At 64.7% G+C, this 26,501-nt stretch carries 23 protein-coding genes; 9 read left to right on the top strand and 14 right to left on the bottom strand.

What is annotated here, in order from left to right:
- Positions 1–8: 8 nt before the first annotated feature.
- The 3 genes from GC162_03470 to GC162_03460 are packed head-to-tail and all read right to left on the bottom strand — an operon-like array spanning position 9 to position 2,550.
- On the bottom strand, positions 9–680 hold the full coding sequence (locus tag GC162_03470; GenBank protein MBI1367693.1) for a hypothetical protein: 672 nt from the start codon (positions 678–680) through the stop codon (positions 9–11).
- Entirely contained in the window at positions 677–2,035 is a 1,359-nt protein-coding gene (locus GC162_03465; protein ID MBI1367692.1) for a hypothetical protein, read from the bottom strand. The genes GC162_03470 and GC162_03465 overlap by 4 nt, the downstream gene beginning before the upstream one ends.
- Positions 2,032–2,550: a sigma-70 family RNA polymerase sigma factor gene (locus tag GC162_03460; protein ID MBI1367691.1), complete on the bottom strand. Its 519-nt coding sequence runs from the start codon at positions 2,548–2,550 to the stop codon at positions 2,032–2,034. Before GC162_03460 ends, GC162_03465 begins: the two co-directional genes overlap by 4 nt.
- 129 nt (positions 2,551–2,679) lie before the next feature.
- Between GC162_03460 and GC162_03455 the strand changes: the two genes are divergently transcribed.
- The 7 genes from GC162_03455 to GC162_03425 all read left to right on the top strand — a co-directional run bounded on the left by GC162_03455 (position 2,680) and on the right by GC162_03425 (position 10,229).
- On the top strand, positions 2,680–3,324 hold the full coding sequence (locus tag GC162_03455; protein ID MBI1367690.1) for a hypothetical protein: 645 nt from the start codon (positions 2,680–2,682) through the stop codon (positions 3,322–3,324).
- 214 nt (positions 3,325–3,538) lie between these two features.
- Positions 3,539–4,051, top strand: coding sequence for a prepilin-type N-terminal cleavage/methylation domain-containing protein (locus tag GC162_03450; GenBank protein MBI1367689.1), 513 nt, complete (start codon positions 3,539–3,541; stop codon positions 4,049–4,051).
- Positions 4,052–4,175: 124 nt separating this feature from the next.
- Positions 4,176–4,649, top strand: coding sequence for a prepilin-type N-terminal cleavage/methylation domain-containing protein (locus GC162_03445; protein ID MBI1367688.1), 474 nt, complete (start codon positions 4,176–4,178; stop codon positions 4,647–4,649).
- Positions 4,646–6,295, top strand: a complete 1,650-nt coding sequence (locus tag GC162_03440; GenBank protein ID MBI1367687.1) for a prepilin-type N-terminal cleavage/methylation domain-containing protein — start codon at positions 4,646–4,648, stop codon at positions 6,293–6,295. The genes GC162_03445 and GC162_03440 overlap by 4 nt, the downstream gene beginning before the upstream one ends.
- Positions 6,292–6,819, top strand: a complete 528-nt coding sequence (locus GC162_03435; protein MBI1367686.1) for a hypothetical protein — start codon at positions 6,292–6,294, stop codon at positions 6,817–6,819. The genes GC162_03440 and GC162_03435 overlap by 4 nt, the downstream gene beginning before the upstream one ends.
- Positions 6,820–6,989: 170 nt before the next feature.
- On the top strand, positions 6,990–8,081 hold the full coding sequence (locus GC162_03430; protein MBI1367685.1) for a hypothetical protein: 1,092 nt from the start codon (positions 6,990–6,992) through the stop codon (positions 8,079–8,081).
- A 261-nt stretch (positions 8,082–8,342) separates the two neighbouring features.
- Positions 8,343–10,229, top strand: coding sequence for a DUF4962 domain-containing protein (locus GC162_03425; GenBank protein ID MBI1367684.1), 1,887 nt, complete (start codon positions 8,343–8,345; stop codon positions 10,227–10,229).
- Here the strand turns inward: GC162_03425 and dauA are convergent.
- Positions 10,198–12,042 (bottom strand): C4-dicarboxylic acid transporter DauA, encoded by a 1,845-nt coding sequence (gene dauA, locus GC162_03420; GenBank protein ID MBI1367683.1) that lies wholly within the window; start codon positions 12,040–12,042, stop codon positions 10,198–10,200. The genes GC162_03425 and dauA overlap by 32 nt on opposite strands.
- Positions 12,043–12,245: 203 nt before the next feature.
- Between dauA and GC162_03415 the strand changes: the two genes are divergently transcribed.
- Both GC162_03415 and GC162_03410 read left to right on the top strand, forming a co-directional pair.
- A complete protein-coding gene (locus GC162_03415; GenBank protein MBI1367682.1) occupies positions 12,246–14,021 on the top strand; it encodes a proline--tRNA ligase in 1,776 nt (591 codons plus the stop codon).
- Positions 14,022–14,335: 314 nt separating this feature from the next.
- Positions 14,336–14,845, top strand: coding sequence for an acetolactate synthase (locus GC162_03410; protein MBI1367681.1), 510 nt, complete (start codon positions 14,336–14,338; stop codon positions 14,843–14,845).
- Positions 14,846–14,854: 9 nt separating this feature from the next.
- Here GC162_03410 and GC162_03405 read toward each other — a convergent pair whose 3' ends face one another.
- The 10 genes from GC162_03405 to GC162_03360 form a co-directional block, all read right to left on the bottom strand.
- The gene (locus GC162_03405) at positions 14,855–16,210 is read right to left on the bottom strand and encodes a glycosyltransferase (protein ID MBI1367680.1); all 1,356 of its coding nucleotides are present in this window, start codon (positions 16,208–16,210) and stop codon (positions 14,855–14,857) included.
- Positions 16,072–17,418: a glycosyltransferase gene (locus GC162_03400; GenBank protein MBI1367679.1), complete on the bottom strand. Its 1,347-nt coding sequence runs from the start codon at positions 17,416–17,418 to the stop codon at positions 16,072–16,074. Before GC162_03400 ends, GC162_03405 begins: the two co-directional genes overlap by 139 nt.
- A 125-nt stretch (positions 17,419–17,543) precedes the next feature.
- On the bottom strand, positions 17,544–18,359 hold the full coding sequence (locus GC162_03395; GenBank protein ID MBI1367678.1) for a hypothetical protein: 816 nt from the start codon (positions 18,357–18,359) through the stop codon (positions 17,544–17,546).
- A 43-nt stretch (positions 18,360–18,402) separates the two neighbouring features.
- Positions 18,403–19,716: an aspartate kinase gene (locus GC162_03390; GenBank protein ID MBI1367677.1), complete on the bottom strand. Its 1,314-nt coding sequence runs from the start codon at positions 19,714–19,716 to the stop codon at positions 18,403–18,405.
- A gap of 4 nt (positions 19,717–19,720) precedes the next feature.
- Positions 19,721–20,119: a DUF86 domain-containing protein gene (locus tag GC162_03385; protein MBI1367676.1), complete on the bottom strand. Its 399-nt coding sequence runs from the start codon at positions 20,117–20,119 to the stop codon at positions 19,721–19,723.
- Positions 20,073–20,381: a DNA polymerase subunit beta gene (locus GC162_03380; GenBank protein MBI1367675.1), complete on the bottom strand. Its 309-nt coding sequence runs from the start codon at positions 20,379–20,381 to the stop codon at positions 20,073–20,075. The genes GC162_03385 and GC162_03380 overlap by 47 nt, the downstream gene beginning before the upstream one ends.
- Positions 20,382–20,428: 47 nt before the next feature.
- Positions 20,429–22,270, bottom strand: a complete 1,842-nt coding sequence (gene typA / locus GC162_03375) for a translational GTPase TypA (GenBank protein MBI1367674.1) — start codon at positions 22,268–22,270, stop codon at positions 20,429–20,431.
- Positions 22,271–22,425: 155 nt separating this feature from the next.
- Positions 22,426–22,965 (bottom strand): DUF393 domain-containing protein, encoded by a 540-nt coding sequence (locus GC162_03370; protein ID MBI1367673.1) that lies wholly within the window; start codon positions 22,963–22,965, stop codon positions 22,426–22,428.
- Positions 22,860–25,952 (bottom strand): hypothetical protein, encoded by a 3,093-nt coding sequence (locus tag GC162_03365; GenBank protein ID MBI1367672.1) that lies wholly within the window; start codon positions 25,950–25,952, stop codon positions 22,860–22,862. Before GC162_03365 ends, GC162_03370 begins: the two co-directional genes overlap by 106 nt.
- Positions 25,949–26,461: an HAD hydrolase family protein gene (locus GC162_03360; GenBank protein ID MBI1367671.1), complete on the bottom strand. Its 513-nt coding sequence runs from the start codon at positions 26,459–26,461 to the stop codon at positions 25,949–25,951. Before GC162_03360 ends, GC162_03365 begins: the two co-directional genes overlap by 4 nt.
- Between the last annotated feature and the right edge of the window lie 40 nt (positions 26,462–26,501).

Below are 26,501 nucleotides of genomic sequence, written 5' to 3'. Positions count from 1 at the left end.
ACAGCGGTTCAACACGCGCGGCGTCGACGAGCGCCCGCGAGCATCGTCAGCATCGCTAGCCCCGCCGGCAGCGCGGCGGGCGTCGGGGCGGCGGCGACTTCCTGGATTTCAAATCCGTTGATAATGCCCACGCCGCCGTCGGGTCCGATGCCCACCAGCACGCGGATGCGCTGGTCGCCGACGCTGTTGTCGGGCGCGAGATTGTTGAAGCGGACGTAGTTGACGCCCTCGACGAAGGTCGACTGCTGATCGCCGGTGGTGGTGACGGGGGCGAGGTTCGGCTCGGCGAGATCGAAGGTCGTGCCCCGGCCGCCGAGGAAGTTCTGCGCGCCGTAGTAGACGACGTTGTAGAGCTTGGTCGGATCGAGATTGGAGATCACGACGCCGAAGGCCGTGCCGACCGTGAACATGTAGTCGTCGAAGAGGTCAATGGCGGCGTTCGCGGTTCCGCTGCTGTGGCCGCCGATGGTCAGCGTGAGCGTCTGGCTGCCGAGCGTAAAGGTTCCGTTGCCGGTCTTGAGCGTCCAGGTGCGCGAGCTGGCGTCGAGCACGCCGGGACCGGTGTAGGTGGAGGCGTTGTTGGCCAGGTCGATGCCGACGACGGCCGCACGCGATGCGTCGGTCAGGCACAAGGTCGGCAACAACAGGGCGAACGCGACAAGGTTCATTCTCAACATCATGGCTGATCTCCTTCGGTGTGTTGAACGGGCAATGGGGTTTTGGAAAGGGTCGCGGGGCTGATCGTTTCGGCCCGGAGCTGGACCATGTCAAAATGGTTCTGCACGTGCGTCTTGAGCGAGCCGTTGGATTGGAGCACGATGCGCAGCGGTTGGCCCAGCGCCGGTTGGTTCGCCGGGCAGTCGTAGCTGAGCGTCGCGGAGGCGAAGCGCCCGGCGGGCGGGATGACCGGATTGGTCGCGGAAGTCAGCAGTTCATCACCGGCGTGAAGGGCGATCGTGTAGTCGGGATGATTGGGTCCGGGACGATGGCCGACCATGACGCTCAGGGTGTACCGCACGCCGGCGGCGAGCCGGGCGTCGAGCGTCTGTTCGATGGCGCCGGCGTTGATGAAGGCGAGTTGACGTCCGTCGGGAATCGGCTCGTCGAAGTCGGAGCCGAAGCGATTGACGCCGCCGTCGAAGTCGGGCGTGATCGGCCGCCAACCGTCCATTCCGCGAACGAAATTGCGTTCCGCGGCGCGCGGCGACTCGAAGGAGGCGCCGGCGATCGTCAGATCCATCGCCGGCGGTAAAGGCACGAGCCGGCCGTCCACGATCCGCATCGCCAGCCCGGGTCCGAACGTGTGCGTCTCGTGCGTCGCCGAGCCGCCCAGATGCAGTTGGACGCGCCCTTCGAAAATCTGAAGCATGCTCTGACCGGACCGATCGACGCTCAGTTCGAAGCGTGTACCCAGGTCAACGATGCGCACATCGTGCGGGGCGTACACGGAAAAGCCACGAGCGTTCGGCGGCACATAGGCGACGAGCGAGCCGCGATGCAGTTCGCCGCGATTGGAGCCGGTCATGGCGAATTCGCACGGGCCGGTCAGGTCGACGACGGCGGTGGATTTGAACATGAGCTGGGCTTTGCCGGCGATGAGTTTGATCGGGCCGGCGAGGTCGGAACCGAGGGCATGATCGGCATCGGCGAATGCGACGTCGTTGGAGAGGTCGCTGAGGATGGCGTAGGTCGCGGGGGCGGCGGAGTGGGGAGTGGGGAGTGCGGAGTGGGGAGTGGAAGGCAGGAAGACATAAAACAGCGCGGCGGCGAGGAGCAAAAGCGCGGCGAGCGCTCCTGCTGTCTTGAAGCTGAACTCTGACCCCTGAATCCTGAACCCTTGACGTTCCGCGACGACGCCGACGGCGCCGGTCTGGCGGCGGAGGAAGGTGTGGACGGTGATCCAGTCCAGGTAGGCGGCGAGGTTGTCGGCGCTGGCGAGCGACTCGCTGAGCTGGCGGCGCTGGTCGGCATTCAGGGGGCTGTCGAGCATGGCGGACAGCAGGGCGTCGAGTTCATGGGAGGGGGCGGTGCTCATGCGGCGCCTCCGTCGGCGAGCTTGCGACGCATGCAGCGGACGAGGGCGAGACGGGCGCGGTAGAGCGCCTGCGCGATGACGGATTTGGATTCACCGGCGGCGTGGGCGATCTGCTCGAGGGTGCGGTTCTGAGCATAACGCTGCTCGACCAGCTCGGTCTGCCGGGCGGAAAGCTGCTTGAAGCAGTCGTGGAGAAGCTCCATGCGTGCATCGAGGGCGGCGGGCAGGTCGGCGGCGGCGGCTTCAATGCGGTCGGCGACGTCGTCGGAGAACACGAGCCGATCGCGCCCGGCCCGGGTGCGCCAGGCGCGGACCTGGAAACGCGCGATGGTCATGACCCACGCTTCAAAGTCCGTGCCCGGCTCGAACTGATCGGCTTTTTCCCAGATGACCAGATTCGCCTGCCCCAAGACCTCCTCCGCGGCGGCGGGATCGGCGAGTAAACTCAGAATGTAGGCGTAGAGCCGGTTCTGATAAGCAGTTAGAAGCGAGATGAATCGGGGGTCGCGGGGCATTGGGCTCTCAAAAAGCGTCTTGGGACAAGGGAATACAGCGTCAAACGGGCTGGGATAACGGGTCGGGGCGAAAAATTGTCGATGCCGGTGGTGGACGTCCGCGCAGTTATATCGTTCCGTAAAAATACTATGAAGACGACCAGGGAAAGAAAGTTGTACGGACTACTGCTGGGGGCAGCGGTGGTGGGGCTGATCGTGGACCAGGTTTTCCTGGAAAGCGGTGCGACGGGCCCGAACGCGGCGGCGGCGGAGTCGCTGTTGGTGCCGAGCACGCCGGCGCAATCGCAGGCGCTGATCGCGGAGATGAACAAGTCAGCGGCGACACTCGACGACCAAAATTCGGTGGCGCAGCGGCTTGTGCGTTTCGCGACGGAGCACCGCTACGACCTGCCGCAGGTGGACAATGCCTTTGCGCCCAGCGAAGCGTGGGTGGCCCAGCCCCCCGATGAGGCGGCGAAGGCGCCGAAGGTGGCGGAGCTGTTCACGGCGCAGCACAAACTCACGGCGGTGATGACGACGAGCCAGGGCGGGATCGCCATGGTGCGTCGCGCGGTCGCCAACGAATCGACCGCCCAGCAGCAGGCGCTGCGGACGGGGGATGTGATGGACGGCTTCACGCTGACGCAGGTCAGCAGTGACGCGGCGACGTTCGAGTCGGGCGCGGTGAAAGTCACGCTCAAGCTCGAACTGCCCGAAGGCCATCGCGGCGTCACGTCCGGTAATGCGCCGGCTGCCGCCCCTGTGCCGGCGACCCTGCCCGCGATCGGGCGGTGATTTGTCGACGATGGCACGAATGATCAAAGTTCGTGCATCAAAGCGTCGATAGATGCACTGCCGACGCAGTGAGGCGGCCAATTCCGTCCGGGGCGAGTAAAAAAGGAATTGGCGTCGAGCGCCTCAAGTCGTCGGGGGGAAGCGTCGATTGGAATGGAGTGTCGCATCAGCGTTTGATGACGACCGTTGACATGGAAGTTTACGAACTCGTCAGATGAAGGAGACTCTTGCAATGTCCAGGGCAATGAACAACAGAATGCACGGTTTCAGCTTGGTGGAACTGATCATCGTCGTGGTGATCATCGCCATCATCGGCGCCATCGCGATTCCGCGCATGAGCCGCGGGGCGGCGGGCGCTTCGGACTCGGCGATGGTGGGCGATCTGGCGATCCTGCGCAGCGCGATCGACCTGTACGCCGCGGAGCATACGGGCAAGTTCCCGCCGGCCGCGACGTTCGCCGATCACATGACCGGCTACTCCAACGCCGCCGGTGACGCCGCGAGCACGTCCAAGACCTCGACGAACATCTACGGGCCCTACATGCGGAAGATTCCGCCGCTGCCCGTCGGTTCCAACAAGAACAGCACGGTCGTCGTCGACGGCTCCAGCGCCGCGGTCGGCGCCTCGGCCGGCGGCTGGTGGTACGACCCGGCGACCGGCGTGGTCAAGGCGAACCTGCCTGACGCCGAAGTCGATGACGCCGGCAAGGCCTACAACTCGTTCTGATCAACGAGAGGTCTGACCCGGTTCGTGCAAGTTCCATGTTGACGATCTGATGCAGGAGGCCGCTCGCGGACCGTAGCCACGGCTCCCGAGCGGCCTCCGGCTTTTGCGAAGGGTTGCGACCGTCATGCCCGCACGCCACCGCCCATCGCACCGCACCGCCTTCTCGCTCGTCGAGCTGATCATCGTCACCGCGATCATCGGCGTCATGAGCGCCATCGCCGTCCCGCGCTACGCCGCCGCCATCTCCCGTTACCACGCCGACGCACTCGCCCGGCGCATCGTCGCCGACATCGATCAGGCGCGCAACGACGCCATCAACTCCAGCCAGTCGCGACTCGTCTATTTCGTCCCCGACCAGTGGTACGTCATCTTCAACGTCCGCGACCTGGTCACCAACATCGACGCCTACTCCATCATCCACACCACCGATGAGCCCTACGGCGGAACGATCCCCAAGGCCTCGTTCAGCGGCAACGCCTATTTCTACTTCGACGGCTACGGCAAACCCACCAGCGGCGGGTCCGTGATCGTCACCGCCGGCGCCACCACGTACACCATCACCCTTGACGCCAACACCGGCAAGGCCACGTACCGATGATCCGCCCTCGCCGACAGATCGCGCGCCGCCGGGCGTTTTCGCTCATGGAATTGATCGTCAGCATGTCGATCATGACGATCATCATGGGGGCCGTCGGGTCGGCGATCATGATCGCCGCCAAGGCGATTCCGTCGACGAGCGATCCGGCCGACGCCGCCATCGAGTCGCAGCGGCAGGGCAGTCTGTTCACCAGCGAACTGTCCTACGCCACGCGCATGCTGACGATGGAGTCGCACCGCGTGAGCTTCACCGTCGCCGATCGCGACGGCGACGGAAATCCCGAGAAGATCACCTACGCATGGAGCGGCACGGCCGGCGACCCGCTCACGCGACAGTACAACGGCGGGACGGCCCAGACCGTCGTGTCCAACGTCAAACAGTTCGATCTGCTCTACACCACGCGCGGCGCCGCCGAGTCGTACCCCGGCGGACCGGTGGCGACGAGCGAGTCGCTTTTGGCCTACTGGGACGGCAGCAACAATCTGGGCGATGAGGAAGTCAAGAACGACAAGTGGTGGGTGCAGGGCATGACGCCGACGCTCGCCTCCGGCGCGCTGTCGTGGAACGTCACGCGCATCTACATCATGGGCGAACCCGGCGACAAAAGCTACACCACGACGACGGTCGAGCTTCACGCCACCGACGCCAGCGGCTACCCCACCTCGACCATCTACGACACGGTCCAGATGCCCACCAGCACGATGGCGGACGGCAAGCTGTGGCGCGAAGTGGATTTCACCAGCGCCCTGCTCCTGCCGATCGGCCAGAAGGTCGCGCTCGTGCTGGCGAACCCGAGTTCCGACAGGTCCATGAAAATGGGCTACTACAAGGCGACGCCGTCCAGCACGGTCACGCCCTACGCCAAGAGCTCGAACCTCGGCGGGTCGTGGTTCGCGCAGACCGATCGCGCGATGCGCTTCTATCTTTTCGGCACGAGCATGGTGCCCGGCCCGACGCAGACCGTCACGCGCACTTACGCCACCGCCGTGAGCTTCACGCTCGTCAGCGGCGTCAACTCGACGCGCATCGACTCCGCCGTCGCGCTCCTCAACACGCCGCAGATCGTCTCGGCGATGTGGGACCTGGACTTCTCCTACAAGCCCACCGCCATCGACCTCGACGCCAACGGCGCCGGCGACTGGGTGCGCAGCGACGGCGGAGCGTTCAACGCCGGCTCCCTCGCCTCCGGCGTCTGGTACGCCGACTCCACCCTCAACACCTATCCGTCCAACGATCTGACGCAGATCACCACGATCGACGTCCGCTACCGCAACACCTCCATCGGCGGCTCCGGCGCCGTCGTCGCCGTCAATGGCGACTTCTCCGGGTCCAACGGCGTGGCGCTCACCGCCGCGCTCGCCAAACAATCCAACAACACCCAGACCTTCACGCTGAACTTCAAATACTCCAGCACCACCACGCGCACCCTTGTCTCCATCCCCGGCCTCCCCACCGACTTCGTCCATCTGCGCCTGATCCTCGACCCCGCCAAAAACTCCGTCAACGTCAAACTCAACGACACCGACTTCGGCACCTACGGATACTCCACCTGCGGACTCGGATCCGTCAACCACGGTGTGAGTCTCTACGCCTCCGGCTCCAGCGCCGAATTCGATGCGGCGCGCATCATCGTGGGAGGTTCATGATGAATCTCCGCGCCATGCGACAGACCGGCTTCACCCTCGTCGAAGCGGCGATGAGCGTCGCCATCGTCAGCACCGTCTTCGCCGTCGCCATGAGCACCGTCGGCGCTTCCCGCACCGCCATGGCGACGATGGCCACCCGCGCCACCGCAAACGCACTCGCCCAGCAGCTTCTGGCCGAGTGCATCGAGCAGCCCTACTGGTCGCCGATCTATCACAGTGGGTTCGGCCCCAGCGCCGACGAAGCCGCGACCGGCAACCGCTCGCTCTTCGATGATGTCGATGACTACCACGGCTGGTCCGCCTCGCCCCCGCAGCTCAAGGACGGCACCGTGCTGACCCAGTACGCCGGTTGGACCCGCACCGTCCGAACCCCCTGGGTCAACCCCGCCAACCCCACCCAGGAAGTCAATTACGAGTCGGGCGTCAAGTGCATCATCGTCGAAGTCAAACGCGGCAATGTCGTCCTCGCCTCCCGCTACGCGCTCAAGACGGTCGCATGGATCGACCAGTTGGGACCGCAATGAACACGAGCCGATCCAACACGCAGACTCCTCCCCCTCCGAGGGGGAGGCCGGGTGGGGGTGAATCGCATCCGACCACGGCCGCGTTCGCATCGATGCGGAATCCGTTCGGCCTGATCCACCCTTCAAGAGTCAGCGCGCGCCATCGCGGCAGCGCTTATGTGCTCGTGTTGATGACATCGATGATCGTCACGATCATCGGCATCTCAGCGCTGACGAGCGTGCGGATCCGTCAGCGGATGACGATGACGAACTTCGACGCCGCCGACGCCCGCATGCTCGCGCGCTCGGCCGTCGACATGGGCATGTTGATCGTCACCTACGATCCCAACTGGCGCACCAATCGCGCCAATGGGCAATGGATCGTCAATCAGAAGCTCGGCAGCGGGTCGTTCACGCTGGAGGTCACCGATCCGGCGGACGGCGACTTCACCAACTCGGACTTGCAGCCGGTGCGCATCCGCGGCTACGGGTATCAGGGCCGGGCGACGGCGATGATGGAAGTGACGATGCAGCCGACGCCGGACGCGATCCGGCCGGCGCGGGCGGCGACGCGCGCGCTGGGGCCGATGGCGATGTGGCCCATGCAGGACGCCAGCGGCACGACGTCGACCGACGCCATCGGCCTTCAGTCCGGCACGTATCGCAACGGCGTGGCGCTCAATGTGCTCGACCCCAACCTCGGCGACCGCACCGCGAAATTCGACGGGTCCAACGACTACGTCGAAATCCCGCACCGCAGCGACTTTCTGCTCAGCAACGGGTCGATCAGCATGTGGTTCAAACCCGACTCCGTCACCGGCACCCGCGGGCTCATGACCAAGGTCAATTCGCTGAGTCTGACCTCCGGTCAGCTTTCCATCTACATCGACAGCGGCCGCGTCCGAGCCAAATTCTCCTCGACCCTCTCTTCACGCATCGTCAGCTCTCCTTCCGGCTCCGTCGTCGCCGGTCAGTGGTACAACCTCGTGTTCACCTTCGGCTCCGGCGGCATGAAGCTCTACCTCAACGGGTCGCTCGTCGACTCCGATTCCTACTCCGGCGGCATCGGGTCCACCGAGCCGATCGCCGTCGGCGTCAGCTCGTCGGGCAGTCTGCTGGGGCTCATCAACTCCTGGAGCAACCCCTTCGCCGGCCGCATCGCGCATGTGGCGATGTTTAACTACGTCATGAGCGCCGCGCAGGCCGCCTCGCTCTACAGCGCCGGCAACCCGACGCGCACGATGACCGTCGTGCCCGGAAGCTGGAAGCAAATCGTCAACTGATCGACTCCCCGCCCTTGAGGGCGGGGTTGGGGGCGGGTGAGGCGCATCAGTCGATCCCGGTTCCAAGTTGGCACGTGGTCTCCAAGCGAAAGCGGCTTTGGACGGATGTGATTCACCCCCACCCAACCCTCCCCCTCGAAGGGGGAGGGCTTTGGGACTCCCCGCCCTTGAGGGCGGGGCTGGGGGCGGGTGAGGCGCATCAGATCAAGTGATGTAGCGCAGTGAGTGGTGCATCGTGGAGCAAGCGGCGCGATTGCATCAATGCGAGCGCGATCTTGGACGGATGTGATTCACCCCCACCCAACCCTCCCCCTCGAAGGGGGAGGGCTATACTGCCCGATGATTCAACGCACCCTCCTCCCGGCGTTATTCGTGTTTTCGTTTGCTCTTTGCGTGTTCGCCGCCGAGCCGCCGGAGGCGCAGCACATTCTTGCGACGCTCAAGCCGCGGCATCCGCGGCTGCTCATCGACATGGCCGGTTTCGACGCGCTGCGCGAGCGGGTGAAAACGGATGATCGGCTCAAGGCGTGGGTCCATGACGTCATCGACGATGCGGATCAACTCCTCGGCGCCAAGCCCGTCTACTACCATCTGCCCGACGGCAAGCGCCTGCTGTCCGTGTCGCGCGCGGTCGTGGAGCGCAGCTACGAGCTGGCGTTCGCGTATCGCATGACCGGCGAGAAGAAATATGCGGATCGGTTGTGGACGGAGATGAGGACGGTCTGCGCGTTTGATGACTGGCATCCGCCGCATTTTCTGGACACGGCGGAGATGACGCACGGGGTCGCCATCGCGTACGACTGGCTGTACGACGTCTGGACGCCGGAGCAGCGAAAGACGATGCGCGAGGCGATCGCGCGCATGGGGCTCACGCCCGCGCTCAAGTATTACCGGGAGCATACGTGGTGGGCGAACGTCGAGCACAACTGGAACCAGGTGTGCAACGGAGGCGAGACGGTCGGCGCATTGGCGATCGGCGACGAGGAGCCGGCGCTGGCGGGGGAGATTCTCGCCGCGGCGGTGCGGAGCGTGCCCAAGGCGATGGCGAGCTACGAACCCGACGGCGCGTGGGGCGAAGGGCCCAGTTACTGGGGCTACGCCACCAGCTACAACACGCTGATGGTTGCCGCGCTCGACTCGGCGCTGGGCACGGATTTCGATCTTTCGGAGGAGCACGGGTACACGCTCACCGCGTTGTTCCCGATGTACATGACCGGGCCGACGGGGTTGACGTTCAATTACTCGGATGCGCATCCGACGATGCGGACCAGTCCGTGTCTGTTGTGGCTGGCGCATCGTTACGACGAGCCGGCGGCGGCATGGTGGGGGATTCACCGCATGTCGCCGACGGTGCAGAGCATTCTCTGGTACCGGGGCGACGGCCAGAGCCCCGATGCGCTGCACCTGCCGCTCGATCGGTATTGGCGCGGGTCGGAAGTGGTGAGCTTCCGCACGAGCTGGACCGATCCGCAGGCGATGTACTTCGCCATGCAGGCCGGTTCCAATCGCGTCAATCACAATCATCTGGACCTCGGCTCGTTCGTGCTCGATGCGCTGGGCGAGCGGTGGGCGATGGACCTGGGGTCCGACAACTACAACATGCCCGATTACTTCGGGTCCAAGCGCTACACGTACTACCGACTCCGCGCCGAAGCGCACAACACGCTGGTGATGAACCCGGACGAGGGGCCGGATCAGAACCCGCGGGCGACCGCGAAAATCGCGGCGTTTTCGACGAATGACGACCTGGGCCGGGCCGTCGCCGACCTGACGCCGGCGTACGACGAAGCGGCGAAATCCGTGACGCGCACGGTCGTGTTCGACCGCAAGAGCAATCAGATCACGCTCGACGACGCGATCGACCCGAAGGCGAAGACGGACCTATGGTGGTTCGTCACGACGGAGGCGACGGTCGAACTGACCGACGGGGATCGCACGGCTTTGCTGCATCGCAATGATCAGACGATGCGCGTCACGCTGATCGAACCGGCCGATGCGAAATTCGAAGTGCGCTCCGCGGAGCCGTTGCCGACCTCGCCCAATCCGTCGATGCAGGCGACGAACGACGAAGCGCGGAAGCTGACGATTCACACGAGCATCGACAAGCTGACGAAGATCAGTGTGCGGTTTGAGCCGGTGAGGAAGTGACGGAAGGCGCGGCGGGCTCTTCGGCGGCGTGCCATCGGGCGACGTCCATGGCGGCGTCGAAAGTTCCGCAGACGGTGACCATCGCGCGGTCGCGCCGCAGATGGGACTTGGCCAACAGGTGCAGCGGCTGACTCTGCACGCCGGCGAGCACGACGCGGATGTTCATGGCTTGCAGGCGATCGAGCGCGGATTCGAGATTGACGAGGCCGGTGGCGTCCATGACGGGCACTTCGCGCATGTCGAGGATGACGACGCGGACGCCGTTGCCGAGCGATCGCAGGGCGGCCATCGCCTTTTGCGCGGCTCCGAAGAACAGCGGTCCGCCGATTTCGTAGACGATCACGCCCGGCGGCAGGGCGATGTTCATGGCGTCATGCCGCTCGGAAAACAGCCGGGCGTCGGCGACTTCAGCCATGCGCCGCATGAACAAAAGAGCCGCCAGCACGATGCCCACGCTCACCGCCGCCACCATGTTCACGAACACCGTCAGCAACAGGCAGATCAAAAGCACGACGCGATCGCTCAGCGGCGCGACGCGCAGGGCGTACTTGAAATGCTTGAGGTCGGCCATGTTCCACGACACGATCAGCAGCAGCGCCGCCAGCGAGGCCAACGGCAGCCGGTTGAGCAGCGGCGCCAGCAGCACCATGCACGCCAGCAGCGTCAGCGCATGCACGATCGCGGCGATGGGCGAGCGGGCCCCGTAGCGGACATTGGCGGTGGTGCGGGCGATGGCGCCGGTGGCGGCGATTCCGCCGAAGAACGGGGCGACGAGATTGCCCGCCCCCTGCGCGAACAGCTCCGCATCCGGGTCGTGCTCGTCGCCGGTCAGTCCGTCGGCGACGACCGCCGAGAGCAGCGAGGCGATCGCGCCGAGCATGGCGATCGTGAACGAGGCGGGCGCGAGCGTATGAATCAGATCCCACGACAGCGCGATCGGCTGTCCGTCGGGTCCGGGCTGATGCCAGGGCAAAGTGAACAGCGGGGGGATCGGCGGCATGCCGGGCCCGGTCTGGCCGTGCTCCCGCCAGGTGAACGTCGAGCCGATCGTCGGCACGGAGAACCCCTCGATCATCCGGCTCATGATCCACGCGGCGATCGTCCCGATCGTCAGCGCCGCCAGCGGCGCGGGGACTTTATGCGTCACGCGCTTCCAGAAGATGAGCACCAGCAGCGTCAGCATGCCGATGCCCAGATCGGGCCAACGGATCGTCGACAGATGGGCGCCGATCGCGCGCAGGTGATCCATGTAGTGTTCGGGCCGACCGGGGATGTCCAGGCCCAGAAAGTCCTTGATCTGAAGCGTGCCGATGACGACGGCGATTCCGGCGGTGAAGCCGGTCGTGACGGGATGAGGGATGAATTGGATGAGCCGGCCGAAGCGGAGCAGGCCCATGACCATGAGGATGACGCCGGCCATCGCCGTGGCGATCATCAGTCCGCCGGTGCCGTATTTGGCGCTGATCGGCGCGAGGATGACGACGAAGGCGGCGGTGGGCCCGCTGACCTGCACGCGTGACCCGCCCAACAGCGCGATCAATCCCCCGGCGACGATGGCGGTGTAAAGCCCATGCTGCGGCGGCACGCCCGCGGCGATCGCCAGCGCGATCGACAACGGCACCGCGATCGTCCCCACCGCCATCCCCGCCAGAATATCACTCCGCAAATCGGCAGCCCGATAGCCCCGTCGCATCGCCCCTTGAAGCGCAACGCACGGACGAAACGTAATGTCGAACCCCAAGGCGGAGTTCGTCTGCCGAGCCATGGTCAACCGACTTTCCCGCCCCGAGCGAATCGGGACGTAAGCGATCATCGTTAGATTGAATTATCGGTAAGTCAAGGAGCGGGGATCAGGTCGGGGATCGGGGGCCGGGGGTCGGGGATCGGCAAGCGAATCAAACTGCACCGGCGCACGGACATTGTCATTTCTGATCCCTGATCCCCGATCCCCGATCCCCCCGTGATTCTCAGGGCTGAATCGTCTACGATACGGCCCCTCAAGCTGGAGCGAACGTCATGCGTTGGACCCGTTGCCTGATTCCGACCCTTCGTCAGACCCCCGCCGAGGCGGTCGTGCCTTCCCATCAGTTGATGCTCCGTGCGGGGCTGATTCAGCAGGTGGCGGCGGGCAGTTATTCGTACCTGCCGCTGGGCTGGCGGGCGCTGCACAAGGCCATCGAGATCGTGCGGCAGGAGATGAACCGGGCGGGGGCGGTCGAAGTGTTTTTGCCGACGCTTCAGCCGATCGAGCTTTGGGAAAAGACCGGCCGGCGCGCCGCCTATGGCGACAACCTCTTCGTCGTCGAAGACCGCCACGGGCGCGAGCAGGCGCTGGGCCCGACGCATGAGGAGGTCATCACCGACCTCGTCCGCCGCACCATCACAAGCTACCGCGATCTGCCCCTGAACCTGTATCAGATTCAGACCAAGTTCCGCGATGAGTTCCGCCCGCGCTTCGGCGTCATGCGCTCGCGCGAGTTTCAGATGAAGGACGCCTACAGCTTCCATCTGTCCCTCGAATCGCTGGGCGAAACCTACGAAGCGATGCGCGACGCCTACCGCCGCATCTTCACGCGCTGCGGCGTCGCCTTCGTCGAAGTCGAAGCCGAAGCCGGCCCCATCGGCGGCAACGCCAGCCACGAATTCATGGTTCCTTCCCCCACCGGTGAAGACACGATTCTCGCCTCCGACAAGGGCAACTACGCCGCGAATATGGAAAAGTGCGAGACGGGTCCGCGCCAGTCGGACCTCGCCGCCGCGCCGACCGGTGAACTCGAAAAGCTGCACACGCCCGGCTGTCCGGGCATCGAAGATGTCTGCGCGTTTTTCAAGAAGAACCTCGGCACGAAACTCAAGACGCAGAACATGCTCAAGACGCTCGTGTGCAAGGGCGACGGCCGATGGATCGTCGCCGTCGTGCGCGGCGACCACGACCTCAACGAAGCCAAAGTCAAAGCCGCTTGCGGCTTGGCAGCCCTCCAGCTCGCCGATGAGCGAGAAGCGCGCGATGCCGGTTTCGCCATCGGTTTCGTCGGCCCGCACGTCGCCGTCGGAAGGCATGACATCACGCTCGTCGTCGACCCCGATGCCGCGCAGGGCGGGTTCTGGGTCACCGGCGCCAACGAAACCGATCATCACGTCAAACACTTCAACTGGCAGCGCGAAGTCGTCGCCGCCGGCGTCGAAGTCAAAGTCGCCGACATCCGCAACGCCATGCACGGCGACCCGTCGCCGAAAAACGACGGCGGCGTCCTGCAGGCGTCGCAGGGCATCGAAGTCGGTCACGTGTTCAAACTCGGCTGCAAGTATTCCGAGGCGCTGGGGCTGACGGTGCTTGACGAGAATCAGCAGACCCGGAGCGTCATCATGGGCTGCTACGGCATCGGCGTGAATCGGATTCTGGCGGCGGCGCTGGAGTCGGAAGCGGGGCATGACGAAGGCGGGATCATCTGGCCGATGGCGATCGCGCCGTATCAGGTGATCCTCACGCCGGTGCGCTATGAGGGGCAGACGAAGGATGTCGTCGATGCGCTGTACGAGAAGCTGACGGCGGCGGGGATCGACGTGTTGCTCGATGATCGCGATGAGCGGCCGGGCGTGAAGTTCAAGGACGCGGACCTGATCGGCATCCCGCTGCGCCTGACGATCGGCGACAAGGGCCTCGCCGCCCCCGGAGGCGCCGAAATCGAATTCAAACCCCGCACGGCCGAGAAACCCGAGATGATCAAAGTCGACGACGCGGCGGACAAGGCGATCGCGTTCGTCCGAGCCGCAATGGAAAACGGAAAATGAACGATGGAAAATGGAAAATCGATTTTCCATTTTCCATTTGCAAATGGCGCGATGTGCAAGTTGTTTGCGTATCTGGAATGCGTTTTCAAGACAGTGTGGGCCACGAAGGCGCGAAGACGCGAAGAAAGGCAAGGAAGACGGGAGGAACGGTATGGATGGACCCCTTCTTCTTGCTGTCTTCCTTCGCGTCTTTGCGTCTTCGTGGCCCATTTTGCCTTCGTTCCCACTAGCCGCCGACGGAAGAAATTCGCACATGGTGCCATGGACCATTTTCCATACGCATCGCGGGGCTACAATCGACTGAGGAGTGACTCATGTCGCAGGTTCCCGGTTCGCCCGTCAACTTCGAGACCGAGCAGGGCTACGGCCCGCCGATGTGCACGCAGTTCAGCGTGTTCCTCGATAACCGCATCGGCAAAATGTACGAGCTGATCGAAACCTTCGACGGACAACCGCTGCGCCTCGTCGCGCTGTCCGTGATGGACGCATCGGATCATTCGGTCGTGCGCCTTGTCACCTCCCGGGCCGACCGGGCGCGCGAACTGCTCGAAAATCAGCAGCTCCCTTTCACCGAAGCGGAGATCCTCGTCGTCGAACTCGGCGAAGATCAGCGGCTCACCAAGCTCTGCCTCTCGCTTTTGGGCGCGGAGTTGAACATCGACTACGCGTATCCATTGATGGTCCGCCCGCACGGTCTGCCGACGATCGCCATCCACTGCGACGACCCGGTGCTGGCGGGGCAGATTCTGGCGCGGAAGGGTTTTTGCGTGGTGAGCGAAGAGGAACTGCGCGACGGCTCCGACCACGAGCCGCCGCTGGTCTGAACCCGCCGGTTACGCCTCGTCCGGCGGCGCGGACTTCTCGATTTCCCGCAGCAATTCACCGGCCATCTTGCGGTAGTCGAACTGCCGCACCGCCCGCTCGCGCGCCGCCTTGCCGATGCGGCGGCGGAGGTCCGGCGACTGGGCGAGCCGACGCAGCGCCGCGGCGAGCTGATCTTCCGCGCCCTGATCGCACAGAATGCCGTCCACGTCATGCGTGATCATGTCCGGCGTCCCGCCGATGATCGAGCACACGACCGGCAGTCCGGTCGCCATCGCCTCCATGACCGACACCGGCGCCGCCTCGCCGAGCCCGATGCTCGGCAGGGCGAACACATCATGCTGCGCCACCTGATCGCGCACCTGCGATTCGCTGAGCGTGCCGGTGAGCTTCACGCGATCGACGAGGTTCAACTCGGCGATGCGCTCTTCGATGGCGGACTGATTCTTGCCCTGTCCGACGATGGTGTAATGCAGGTCCAGGCCTTCGCTGACGAGCTGGGCGATGGCGGCGAGCAGATGGACGTGGCCCTTGGCGTGATTGAGTCGGGCGACGGTGATGATGTTGAGTTTGCCCGGTGCGGCGTCGTGATGTTCGACCGGCGTGAAAATGTCCGGGTCCACGCCCATCCAGATCACCGGCACGCGGCTTTCCGGCAGGCCGACCTGTTCGACGATGCTGCGGGCGAGCGGTCGGGTCACGGCCGTGACGATCGACGCGCGCGTCATTTTGGATTGATGATCGCGCCCGTACACCGGCAGGTCGCCGTGCAGCGTCAGCGAGTAGGGCGGCGAGCCGAGGAGGCGGGCGATGGCGGCGACGTGGGCCGCGTTGGCGCACGAGTGGACATGAATGTGATCAAGCTGATGCGCCCGGGCGATGCTGACAAGGTGGGCTGCGACGGGAATGTACGCCAGCGCCTTGAGGCGTTCTTTCAGCGACGATTCGCGGAGCGCCGCGACGTAGCCGAGGGCGCGCATGGTGCGGATCGGATGCAGGAGCAAACGACCGAAGCTCGAGACCGGCGGAATCGGCACGCAGTAGATCGTCTGTTGATGCGCTTCCTGGGCGAAGTCGTGCTGACAGAGGTCGCGGTCCGGCCGGCGGGTGGAGATGAGCGTGATGTTCACGCCCAATTCGCGCAGCGCGCTCTGTTCGCGCCAGAAGAAGGCGTGCGTCTGCGTCGGGAATTCGGGGATCAAGTAGCCGAGTCTCATCGGCCTCCTCATCAGGCGGATGCGGTGACGGATTGCGGGGCCGGTGCGGGCGCGGCGTCGGGCAGCGGCAGACCCCAGTCGGGCTTGTCCTTCCGATCGCCGATCGCCCATCGGTAGACTTCGAGCGTCATCGCGGCCTTGGCGTCCCATGTGAACTTGTCGAACACGCGCTGGCGGGCGAGCGTGCGCATCTCGACGAGCTGCTGCGGATCGGCGACGAGTTTTTCGAGCACGGCTCGGACGGAGGCGACGATCTGATCGGGCGTGCCGACGGGGACTTTGAAGCCGGTGGAGGCGGTGACCAGTTCGCTGGGTCCGCCGTAGTCGACGATCAGCGGGACGAGTCCGACGGCCATGGCTTCGAGCACGACGGCGCCGCCGAATTCGCGAATGCTCGGGAACGAAAGCACATCGGATTGGACGAGGCGTTCCTGCAGTTTGGCGTGCGGGACCCAGCCGGCGAGCGTGACGCCGTGCGCGATTTTCTGTTCTTCGATGATGCGCTCCAGGCGCGGCTTGTCGGGACCGTCGCCGATGATGTCCACGACGATCTTGTTGTCACGGATCAGCGGCGCGGCGGCTTCGAGCACCATGTGGGCGCCCTTGTAGGGGACGATGCGGCCGATGAACGCCAGTCGGAGCGGCAGGGCCGGCTCGCGCTCGACGCACAACTGGAAGCGCTCGGGCACGATGCCGTTCTCGGGGATGTAGACGCACTTGTCGTGATAGCGTTGGTCGAACTGCGAGAGGGTGGAGCCGGACCCGGCGATGATCGCCTTGGCGCTGCGGAGCGTGCTGCGATGTCCGGGCAGGAGTTTGTAGGCGGAGCGGATATAGGAGAGCCATTCCTTTTCGCGCCGGCGTTCGGTGTCGAACTCCCTGGGCCACGGGAGTCCGCCGTTCATCGGGCCCATCACGAAGGGGACGCCCGCGCGGTGGCAACGTGCGGCGATGAGACTCGCCATGGTCGGACTCAGGGGCGTGATGCGATGGACCAGGTCGTACTTGTGTTCGCGGATCGCCGGGCCGAATTTCTGCCAGAACAGATGCTCGAAGTAGTAGTAGGAGACGTTGACCATCGCGGTGATGGTGGTCCATCCCTTGTTGGCCCCGCCGCGGAGTTTCTGCGCGAGGTGGTACATGGGGCGGGCGATTTTTTCGGAGTCGATGAAGGTCACGTCGGCCGGGTCGGTCAGGCCGGCGCGTTCGACGGCTTCGCGATTGCGAATCTGCGTGACGAGATGGGCGTTGCATCGCCGGCGGACGGCCTGATAGTGGCACCATCCCTCGAGCGGCACGCTCACCTGCTCGGGATTCGCCTGCTCGGCGATGATCAGCACGCGGTAGTCTTTACTCATCGATGCGTCATTCCATTATGGGACGTCCCACCGCGCGGCGCGGCCCGAGTGTGAGGAATATCGGCAAAATGGCCCCCTGACCTTGCCCGCTGATCGGCCTTTTGCATGTTGCCAACGAAACGGCGTCAGGGCGTCGACGACGCGGCGGCGAGGAGTTTGAGCCAGCCGTCGTGACGTTTCTGGCGCGCCTGAGTCAGGGCGTGCTCGGCGGCGACGAGGTCGGCGTTGGCCTTCTTCATCGACTCCACCAGCCCGCGGCGCGTCGGGTCCGCCTTGTCGAGATTGACCGTCGTTTTGACCAGGTCGGCGACTTCCTTGCGCGAGGCGGTCAGCGCCTTGCGTGCCGACAGGTACGCGGAGTCCTCCTCCACCAGTTGCAGCTCGCGCTCGTACACGACATGGTCGAGTTCGGCGATGTCCTTGGCGAGTTGTCGCGCGGCCCGCTGTTGATCGGAGGTGAACACGCCGCCGTAGACCGCCTTGCGGCGCAGTTCGTTGTATTCGTCCATTCGCTGTCGCGCCGCCTCCAGCTCACGCACGCGCTGCACATGAGCCGGGTCGGCGAGCAGCGGGGCGATCGCCTTCTGCCGGGCTGCTCGCACGGTCTGCTCCGCCTTGCTTGTCTGCTCGGCCGCGTCGCGCAGGACGGGATTGTCCTCCTGTGGACGGGCGCGCACATACTGATCGAAGTCGGCATTGGCGCGCTTGGCGATGAGACTCGCTTCGTCGACCTTGCGCTCGGCCGCCTCGACGTTACGCGCCAGCGACTCGTAGTCGGCCTTGATGCGCTCAAATGTCGGCTTGGGCGTGGCGATGTACGCGGTTTCGCCGGGACTCGACTCGGCGTGCAGCGAGCCGGTCATGCACGCTTGCATCATCGCCGCCGCGAGGAACACGGCGGCGGGGCGGGTCGGAAATTGAAGTGACAGCCGCGACGACATAGGCGTCATTGTACCGGGAAAATCGCCGCAAAAACAGGGAAATTTACGCGACGAAGGCCTTGTAAATCGCGCGGATGGCGTTTTCGAAGTCGTCGGCCTCGACGCCGCAGATGATGTTCAGTTCGCTGGAGCCCTGATCGATCATGCGGATGTTGATGCCGGACTGGGCGAGCGCGGAAAAGAGTTTCGCCGCCATGCCGGGGTGATGCGCCATGCCTCGGCCGACGGTGGCGATCAGCGCCATGTTCGGCGTGACGTCCAGCGCATCGGGCTTGCAGGCGTGACGGATGCCCTCGAGCACGGCGTCGAGCTTGCCGTCGAGCTGGCTGTTGGCGATGACGAGACTGATCGTGTCGATGCCCGAGGGCATGTGCTCGAAGCTCACTTCGCTGTCTTCGAGGACTTCGAGCAGGCGTCGCCCGTAGCCGAGCTCGGCGTTCATCAGGGCCTTTTCGAGGGCGATGATGGTGAAGTCCTTGCGCCCGGCGATGCCGGTGATCGCGCCGGTGACGGGGAGGTTCGTGTCGGAAGGGACGATCATGGTGCCGTCGTCTTCGGGCTGATTGGTGTTGCGGATATTGACGGGAATGCCGGCCTGCCGGACGGGGAAGATGGCTTCATCGTGCAGCACGGTCGCGCCCATGTACGCCAGTTCGCGCAGCTCCTTGTAGGTCACGACGGAGATGGGCAGCGGATTGTCGACGACGCGCGGGTCGGCCATGAGCATGCCCGAGACATCGGTCCAGTTTTCGTAGACCTTGGCGTTGACGCCGCGCGCGACGATCGCGCCGCTGATGTCGGACCCGCCGCGGCTGAACGTCTTGACGCGCCCGTCGGGCAGCGAGCCGTAGAAACCGGGCACGACCGCGCGGTCATGTTTGGCGAGCCGGCGCGACACGGACTCCTGCGTCGTGTGCGGGTCGAAGCGGCCGTTGACGTCGAAGTGCACGATGTCGGCGGCATCAACGTAGTCATAGCCGAGCACCTCGGCGATGATGAGTCCGTTGAGGGCTTCGCCGCGGCTGGCGGTGTAGTCGGGGCCTTCATCGGCGATGCGGGCGCGCACCTCGTCAAGGTGCGGCTTCATGTCCAGCGTGAGCCCCAGATCCTTGACGATGCCGTTGTATCGCTCCGCGATCAGATCGAAGACCTGATCGTAGGGCAGGCCCTGTCTGGCGTGTTCATGACAGAGGTACAAGAGGTCGGTGATCTTCTGATCATGCTTGGACCGCTTGCCCGGGGCCGACGGCACGACGTACCGCCGGCCGGGGTCCGCCTCGACGATGGCCTTGACCTTGAGAATCTGGTTCGCATCCGCGAGGGACGAACCGCCGAACTTGCAGACTTTGGTGGACATGGTGTTAATCGGATTCCGGTTCTAGATCGGGTGGAGGGGGCGAGATGACCTGATCGAGCAATTCGATCAGTTCCGCCGCATGTACCGAGGCGACTTCCCAGATTCGATCGTTCGCGATATTTCCGTAGTCGTGCACGAGACGATGACGTTGTGCAATGATCTTGACCCAGGGGATGTCGGGATGTTCATCCTTGAACTGCTTACTGACTTTGAAAGCTGCTTCCCCGACGGTCATCACGCATCGTTCGACCGCCATGCGCAGCATTTCGTTCTCTTGGTACTCGTCGAAGGACCGGCCTTGCACATAGGCGCGCGCACGGGCGGCGTAGAGGCGCATGTCCCAAAGATAGACTTGATCATTGCGGCGCGACATAAATCTGCTTCCGCGTATTGAGAATCTCATGCCTCAAGAACGGATTACGAAGACCGGCCTTTTCGACCAGATCAACGGGATGTCCGAACATCGCCTGTAGTTCGTCCATCATGTCCGGCCAGTCCCAGAGACTCCAGGGCGCCTCCGGCTCGAAGACGACCAGCACGTCGACGTCGCTTTCGGGTTTGAAATCATCGCGGAGCACGGAGCCGAAGAGCGACAGCTCGCGCACCTTCCACTTGCGACAGAAGGCGGTGATCGCGTCGTTGTCGATGGGAATCTTCGCAACCATGTCGATCGACATTATGGAGCAATCCGCGACGCCTCGCCAGCGCGGTTTCACGCCTCAAGGGAAGCGAGGCGGCGGGAGTCGCGGCGGCGGTCGGCTTCCTTCAAGGCGCGCTTGCGGATGCGGATCGACTTGGGCGTCAGCTCGACAAGTTCGTCGTCTTCGATGTACTCCAGCGCCGCTTCGAGCGAGAGCTTGCGCGGGGCTTTCAAGGTGACGGTCGCTTCCTTGTTGGCGTTGCGCATATTCGTCAGCGCCTTCTTGCGGGCGGCGTTGATGGGGATGTCCTTATCCTTGTTGTGCTCGCCGATGACCTGGCCTTCGTAGATGACGTCGCCGGGGGTGACGAACATGACGCCGCGGTCGGAGAACTGATCGAGGGCGTAGGCGGTGACCGGGCCGGTTTCGGTGGCGATCATCACGCCCTGAAGCCGTCCGGGCATCGGGCCCAGATACGGGCCGTACTTCTCGAACGTATGGTGCATGATGGCGTTGCCCTGCGTGGCGGTGAGCATGCGGTTGCGCAGGCCGATGAGTCCGCGTGCGGGGATTTTGAATTCGACGTCGGTGAAGGCGCCTTTGGGCTCCATGTGCACGATCTCGCCGCGGCGTTCGCCGACGAGCTGCATGACGGAACCGACATACTGTTCGGGCGACTCGACGACCAGCCGTTCGTACGGCTCGCAGCGTTCGCCGTCGACCTGCTTGAAGATGACCTTCGGCTTGCCGACGCAAAGCTCGTAGCCCTCGCGCCGCATATTCTCGAGCAGAATGCCCAGATGCAGCATCCCGCGGCCGGACACTTCGAACTCGTCGCCGTTGGCGCCGGGGGTCACGCGCAGGGCGACATTGGACTGAAGCTCCTTCATGAGCCGCTCGCGAAGCTGCCGGCTCGTGACGTATTCGCCTTCCTGTCCGACGAACGGCGAGTCGTTGACGCGGAAGGTCATGTGCAGCGTCGGCTCATCGACGGCGACCGGCGGCAGGGCGACCGGCGTGTTCACATCCGCGAGCGTGTCGCCGATGTCGACTTCCTCCAGGCCCACCACGGCACAGATGTCGCCCGCCAGAATTTCGTCGACCTGCTTGCGGCCCAGGCCGTCGAACTGGAAAAGCTGACCGACTTTCTGCTTGCTCTGCTTGCCCGTGCGGTCGATGCGCATGACTTGCTGACCGGTCTTGATCGCGCCGGCCATGACGCGGCCGATCCCGATGCGGCCGACATAGTCGGACCAGTCCAGCGACGTGATGAGCATCTGAAGCGGGGCTTCGCGATCGAACTTCGGCGCGGGCACATGCTTGATGATCGCATCGAACAGCGCCTGCACATTGTCGGGGCGCGTCGTCTCGTCGTTCGAGGCCCATCCGTTGACGCCGCTGGCGTAAACGGTCGGGAACTCGATGGCGTGATCATCCGCGCCCAGCTCGACAAGCAGGTCGAACACTTCCTCGTGCACCTTGGTCGGCCTCGCCTCGGCGCGGTCCATCTTGTTGATGACCACGATCGGACGAAGCCCCAGCGCCAACGCCTTGCTCAGCACAAAGCGCGTCTGCGGCATCGGGCCTTCAAAAGCGTCCACGATCAGCAGGGCGCCGTCGGCCATCGACAGCACGCGCTCGACCTCGCCGCCGAAGTCGGCGTGGCCGGGGGTGTCGATGATGTTGATGTGGTAGATGTGACCGTCCGGGGCGGCGTAGCGGATCGCGCAGTTCTTGGACAGAATCGTGATCCCGCGCTCCTTTTCGATCGGATTGGAGTCGAGAATGCAATCGCCCTGAAGCTCACCGGCCCGGAACTGACCGCTCTGACGCAACAGCGCGTCGACAAGGGTCGTCTTGCCGTGGTCGACGTGCGCAATGATCGCGACGTTGCGGATATCCTGTGCTGACATAATTTCACCGTAATTGAGGGAGGAAAATAGTAGGGGGGCTGGCCCGTGCGGACAAGTTATCGGATCGGAAGATTCACAGGCGCATCGGCGCACCGACAGACCGGCTCAATGTCTTCAAATATCGGCTCCCGGGCCCGCCGCCGGTGACAATTCACCTAAATCCCGCACGTTTCATCCGTGCAAGGCCCGAGCTTCATGCGATTCCGGGCGATCCACCCGTAAATCCCCCGCGCAATCTGATGCAGCACCGGCACGCGATACAGCCAGGCGACCCATCGCCCCACGCGCAGCCGGCGGGCGATGTGATACACCGCGTCGGCCCCGACGTGGATCGCGCCGCCCGGTTCGACAAGCCGCATGCCCGTGTTGAAGTCGCCTTCCGCCAGTTTCGGGAACCGCTGCTCGAGCCCCTCCGCCTGCCGCGGGACGTATTCAAACGTGTCCCGGTCATCGAGCCGGCGCATGCGCTGAATCTGCCGCCGGCAGTACGGACACGCCCCGTCGTAGATCACGACCGGTCGGGCCATCGGCGATGGAGTTGAAACCGTGGTGGTGGTCATCATCTTCACGATAGGCCGGTCCGCCCGCCTCAGCGACCGGCTTCGATGATCTCGACGCGGTCGGTCTTGAGGTTCCAGAGCACTTTTCGCGCCCGCAGCGGTTTGGGGTCGTCGAGCTTGGTGATCGTGACCCATCGGTCCGCCTCGGCGGCGAGCGCGACGGTTTCGCTGTCCCCGTCGTAGTAGAGATGATCGCAACTGGCCACGCGCGTGTTGTCGCGCACCTGCACGCCCCCGTCGGCGGCGATGTGGTCCACGCCCATCTTCTCGACCGGCATCTGCGTCGGCTTGATGTTCCGCACCTCGCGCATGTTCGCGACGAGCCGATCCGCCTGAAGCTCCAGCACGTTGTCCGACCCGGGCGACTTGTGACGCATCAGCACCGCGCCTTCGATCGTCATCGACTTGTCCGTCTCGTTGAGCACGAGCTTCTGCGTCCACTGAAAAGCCGTCTGCCCCCGGCCGGACATCGGGGCGGCCTTGAGGTCGGTCGGCTTGTCCTTCTTCTCGCGGTAGTCCTCGAGCAGCATCGTGCCCGGGCCGGTGATGGTGGTGATCTTGCGCAGATCCTCGAATTCGAGAATCGGCCCGGCGAGACGCAGGCGCGTGTCGACGTGCTCGCGCTGGGCGTCGGACCAGCGCGTGGCGAGGATCACGACATTGTCGCGCGCCGTCATCTGCCGCAGGCGACGCTCATCGAGCGGACCTGCGTCGGCGGACTTGTCCTTGGGGCCGACCTTCAGCGAACTGGTGTTGATCAGGTCCAGCGTGACATGATCCGCCGTCATGCGATTGAACTCGGTCGGCGACTCCTCCGTCTCGGCGACGACGCTGCCGTTGACGGCGATCGTGTTGGCCTCATCGACGAAGCGCATCAACTCGGTCCAGGTCACCTTGACGCGCTTGCCGGGCGTGAGCTGCTTCGTCGCCGGGTCGGTTTCGTCGGCTTCGGTGTAGATGAATTTGCCCGCTCCGTCGGCCTGCGCGATGCGCCCGCCCTTTTCGATGTTCAGGTGCAGCACGTACAGTTCGGTCTGCGGCGGAGTCTTCGTGGCGGCGTCGCCGCCGCGCGTGATCTGCACCGGCGTGCCGTAGAGCGTCGCCCGCTGCGTCGTCGCGTCCGCCACCAGCTTGTCGCCGCGCACGACGGTGCCGCCCTTGAGCGTCAGCCGCACATCTTCGATCGCGGTGACGTTCTCGACGCGCTGCGAGAAGCGGCCCTCCAGCGAGTCGCCCTTGGGGGCGGGCTTGGGCGCGGGTTTGACGTTGGGCGCGGCGGCGGCGAGCGTCACATCAAGTATCTGCGAGGCGATCTGCTGCTGCGGGTCGATGACGACGACGTCGCCGCGGGCCTGAAGACGCGATGGCGTGAGATGACCCTGCGCATCGGGCGCGGTCAGGATGCGGAGCGTGCGCGATTTGATCGAGCCGTTGTCGAGCGTGACCATCACGTTTCCGTCAGCGTCGATGGCCTGAATCTGCTGCTTGCCGGCGGCGTCGGCGCGGGTGAACTCGGTGCCGAGCGTCTGGGCGGCGAGCTTGAACTGCGGGTCGGCGACATGCACATCGCCGTGAAACTTCGCCAGTTCCAGCCCGCCGCGCGAGCCGGTCTTCTTGTCTTCCTTCGTGAATTTAAGTTCGACGTGATCGGCCCAGTCGATCTTGAACCCCGGCGGCAGGGCGCCGTCGGCGGCGACCGTCTTGGTTGCGCCCTCCGTCGCTTCAGGGCCGCGCATCCAGCCGGGCCCGGCGATTCGCCCCGTGCCCGCCGCAAGCTGAATGTTCAGCGATGGCGCGCCGATCTCACCCATCTTTTTCGAGCGGATGCGCAGCGGAAACGCATCGCTGCCCGTCGCCGTCACCTGATCGCGCGACTGCACGTAATCGACGTTGAAGCAGACCATCTGATCGTCCCCGCCGAGCCCGACTTTCACCGGCGCGCCTTCGAATCGCAGATACGTATCGCGCAGCCCCTCCGCCAGCTCGGCCGGCTTCGTCTCGATCGGCGTCATGATCATCTTGCCCGTCCAGGTCATGACCACCGGCTTGTCCCCCGCGGGCTTGTCGACGTTCACCTGAACCGCCTTGCCCGCCGGCACATTGATCAGCGGGGCCTGCCCCACCTCGCCGATCAGCAGCGGCAATGTCCGCATCACTTCCCGCATCATCATTGACACCGGCGTCTGCGGTGAAGCCGGTGCGGCAGCGGGGGCGGAGCCCGAGGGGTCCATCGTGAAGAACACCACGAGTCGATCCGCTTCGATCGTGCGATCATCGCTGACGACCTTGACGTTCTTGTCGAACGTCACGCGGTAGTACTGCATCGGGTGCGCCTTGGCGGCCGTGGCGTCGGCGGGTTGTGTCGCGCCGCCGGGGGGCGTCTTGGCAGGCGTCGCGCCCTTGATCGGCGCGGGGCCGGCGCGGGGGTCGTAGCGCAGCGACTTACCTTCGTAGACTTCCATGTACTCGATGCGCCGATTCAACTCGTTGTACACGAGCTTCATGCCGCGACCGGCGAACTCCACTTGTTGACTCTGCGGCGTCGTGACGGTCAGATCGCTGTCGGACTTGACCTCGCCGAGTACGGTGTCGAACGTGGCCTGATCGGCGATGTGAATCTCGATGAGCCGATCCTTCGAGTCGGGCGACAGGTCCGCCGCCCGCGTCTCGGGGGCCTGGAAAACCGTCAGCACCAGATTCTTTCGGAACACGCCCGATTGCGGGTGATTGTCCGGTGCGATGAAGCGGCCCTCTTCGCTGGTCATGTGAATGACGCGCCACGGCGCCAGGTACAACCGCGCCTGCGGCTCAGTGATGTCGAACACGCCCTGCTCGCGCGGCGTCAGCGACTTGTAGAAAAACTCCTGCTTGAGCTGCCCCGTCTGCGGATCGGTACGCTGAATCCATGCGCCTTCGCCGGTGCCCAGCGCGCCGATCGTGGGTTTGACGCCGGGTGTGGCATGTTCGAGCGTCGGCGGCAGGTCCGTCGCCTTGATGTTGACCGCGGTGTCTTTCTTTTGCGTCGAGGTGTCGACGCTGTCGCTGATGAGAATGATCGCGCCGACGCCCAGCAGACTGATGGCGGTGACGAGGATGAGTTTTTTCAGACGCGTGGGGTTCATAGGCCGTATTGCTCGAGCACCTGCTCCCAGCGGCCGGTGCTTTTGAGGATGTGTTCAATCGCTTCGCGCAGGGCGCCTTGTCCGCCGGTACGGGTCGTCACGAACTTCGCCACGCCGCGGACTTCCTCCGCCGCGTCGGCGACGCTCATCGGATAGCCCACGCGGACCAGCACGGGCAGGTCCGCCAGATCGTCGCCGATGTAGGCGACCTGTTCATCGGTGACGCCGGCGAGGCGGCAGAGATTTTCGTAGCCGGGCACTTTGCCCATCGCGCTGCCCTGCTCGATGAGCGTAATGCCCAACTCGCGCGCGCGGTGCGTGGTGATGACGCTGGGCCGGCCGGTGAGAATGCCCACTTCGAGCCCGACGCGCTGCGCCGCGACGATGCCCGCCCCGTCGCGCACATGAAAGCGCTTCGTCTCCGAGCCGTCGGAGTGGACATTGATCGACCCGTCGGTCAGCACGCCGTCGACGTCGGTGAGCAGCAGTTTGATATTGTTGAGCGGCATGGTGTTTTGCGTTTAGCGGCGGGGCAAAGCCCCGCGTTTG

This window comes from Planctomycetota bacterium, from assembly GCA_016125255.1.
In the GTDB taxonomy this organism is placed as follows: domain Bacteria; phylum Planctomycetota; class Phycisphaerae; order Phycisphaerales; family Zrk34; genus RI-421.
This window is presented reverse-complemented; position numbering and strand designations above follow the sequence as displayed.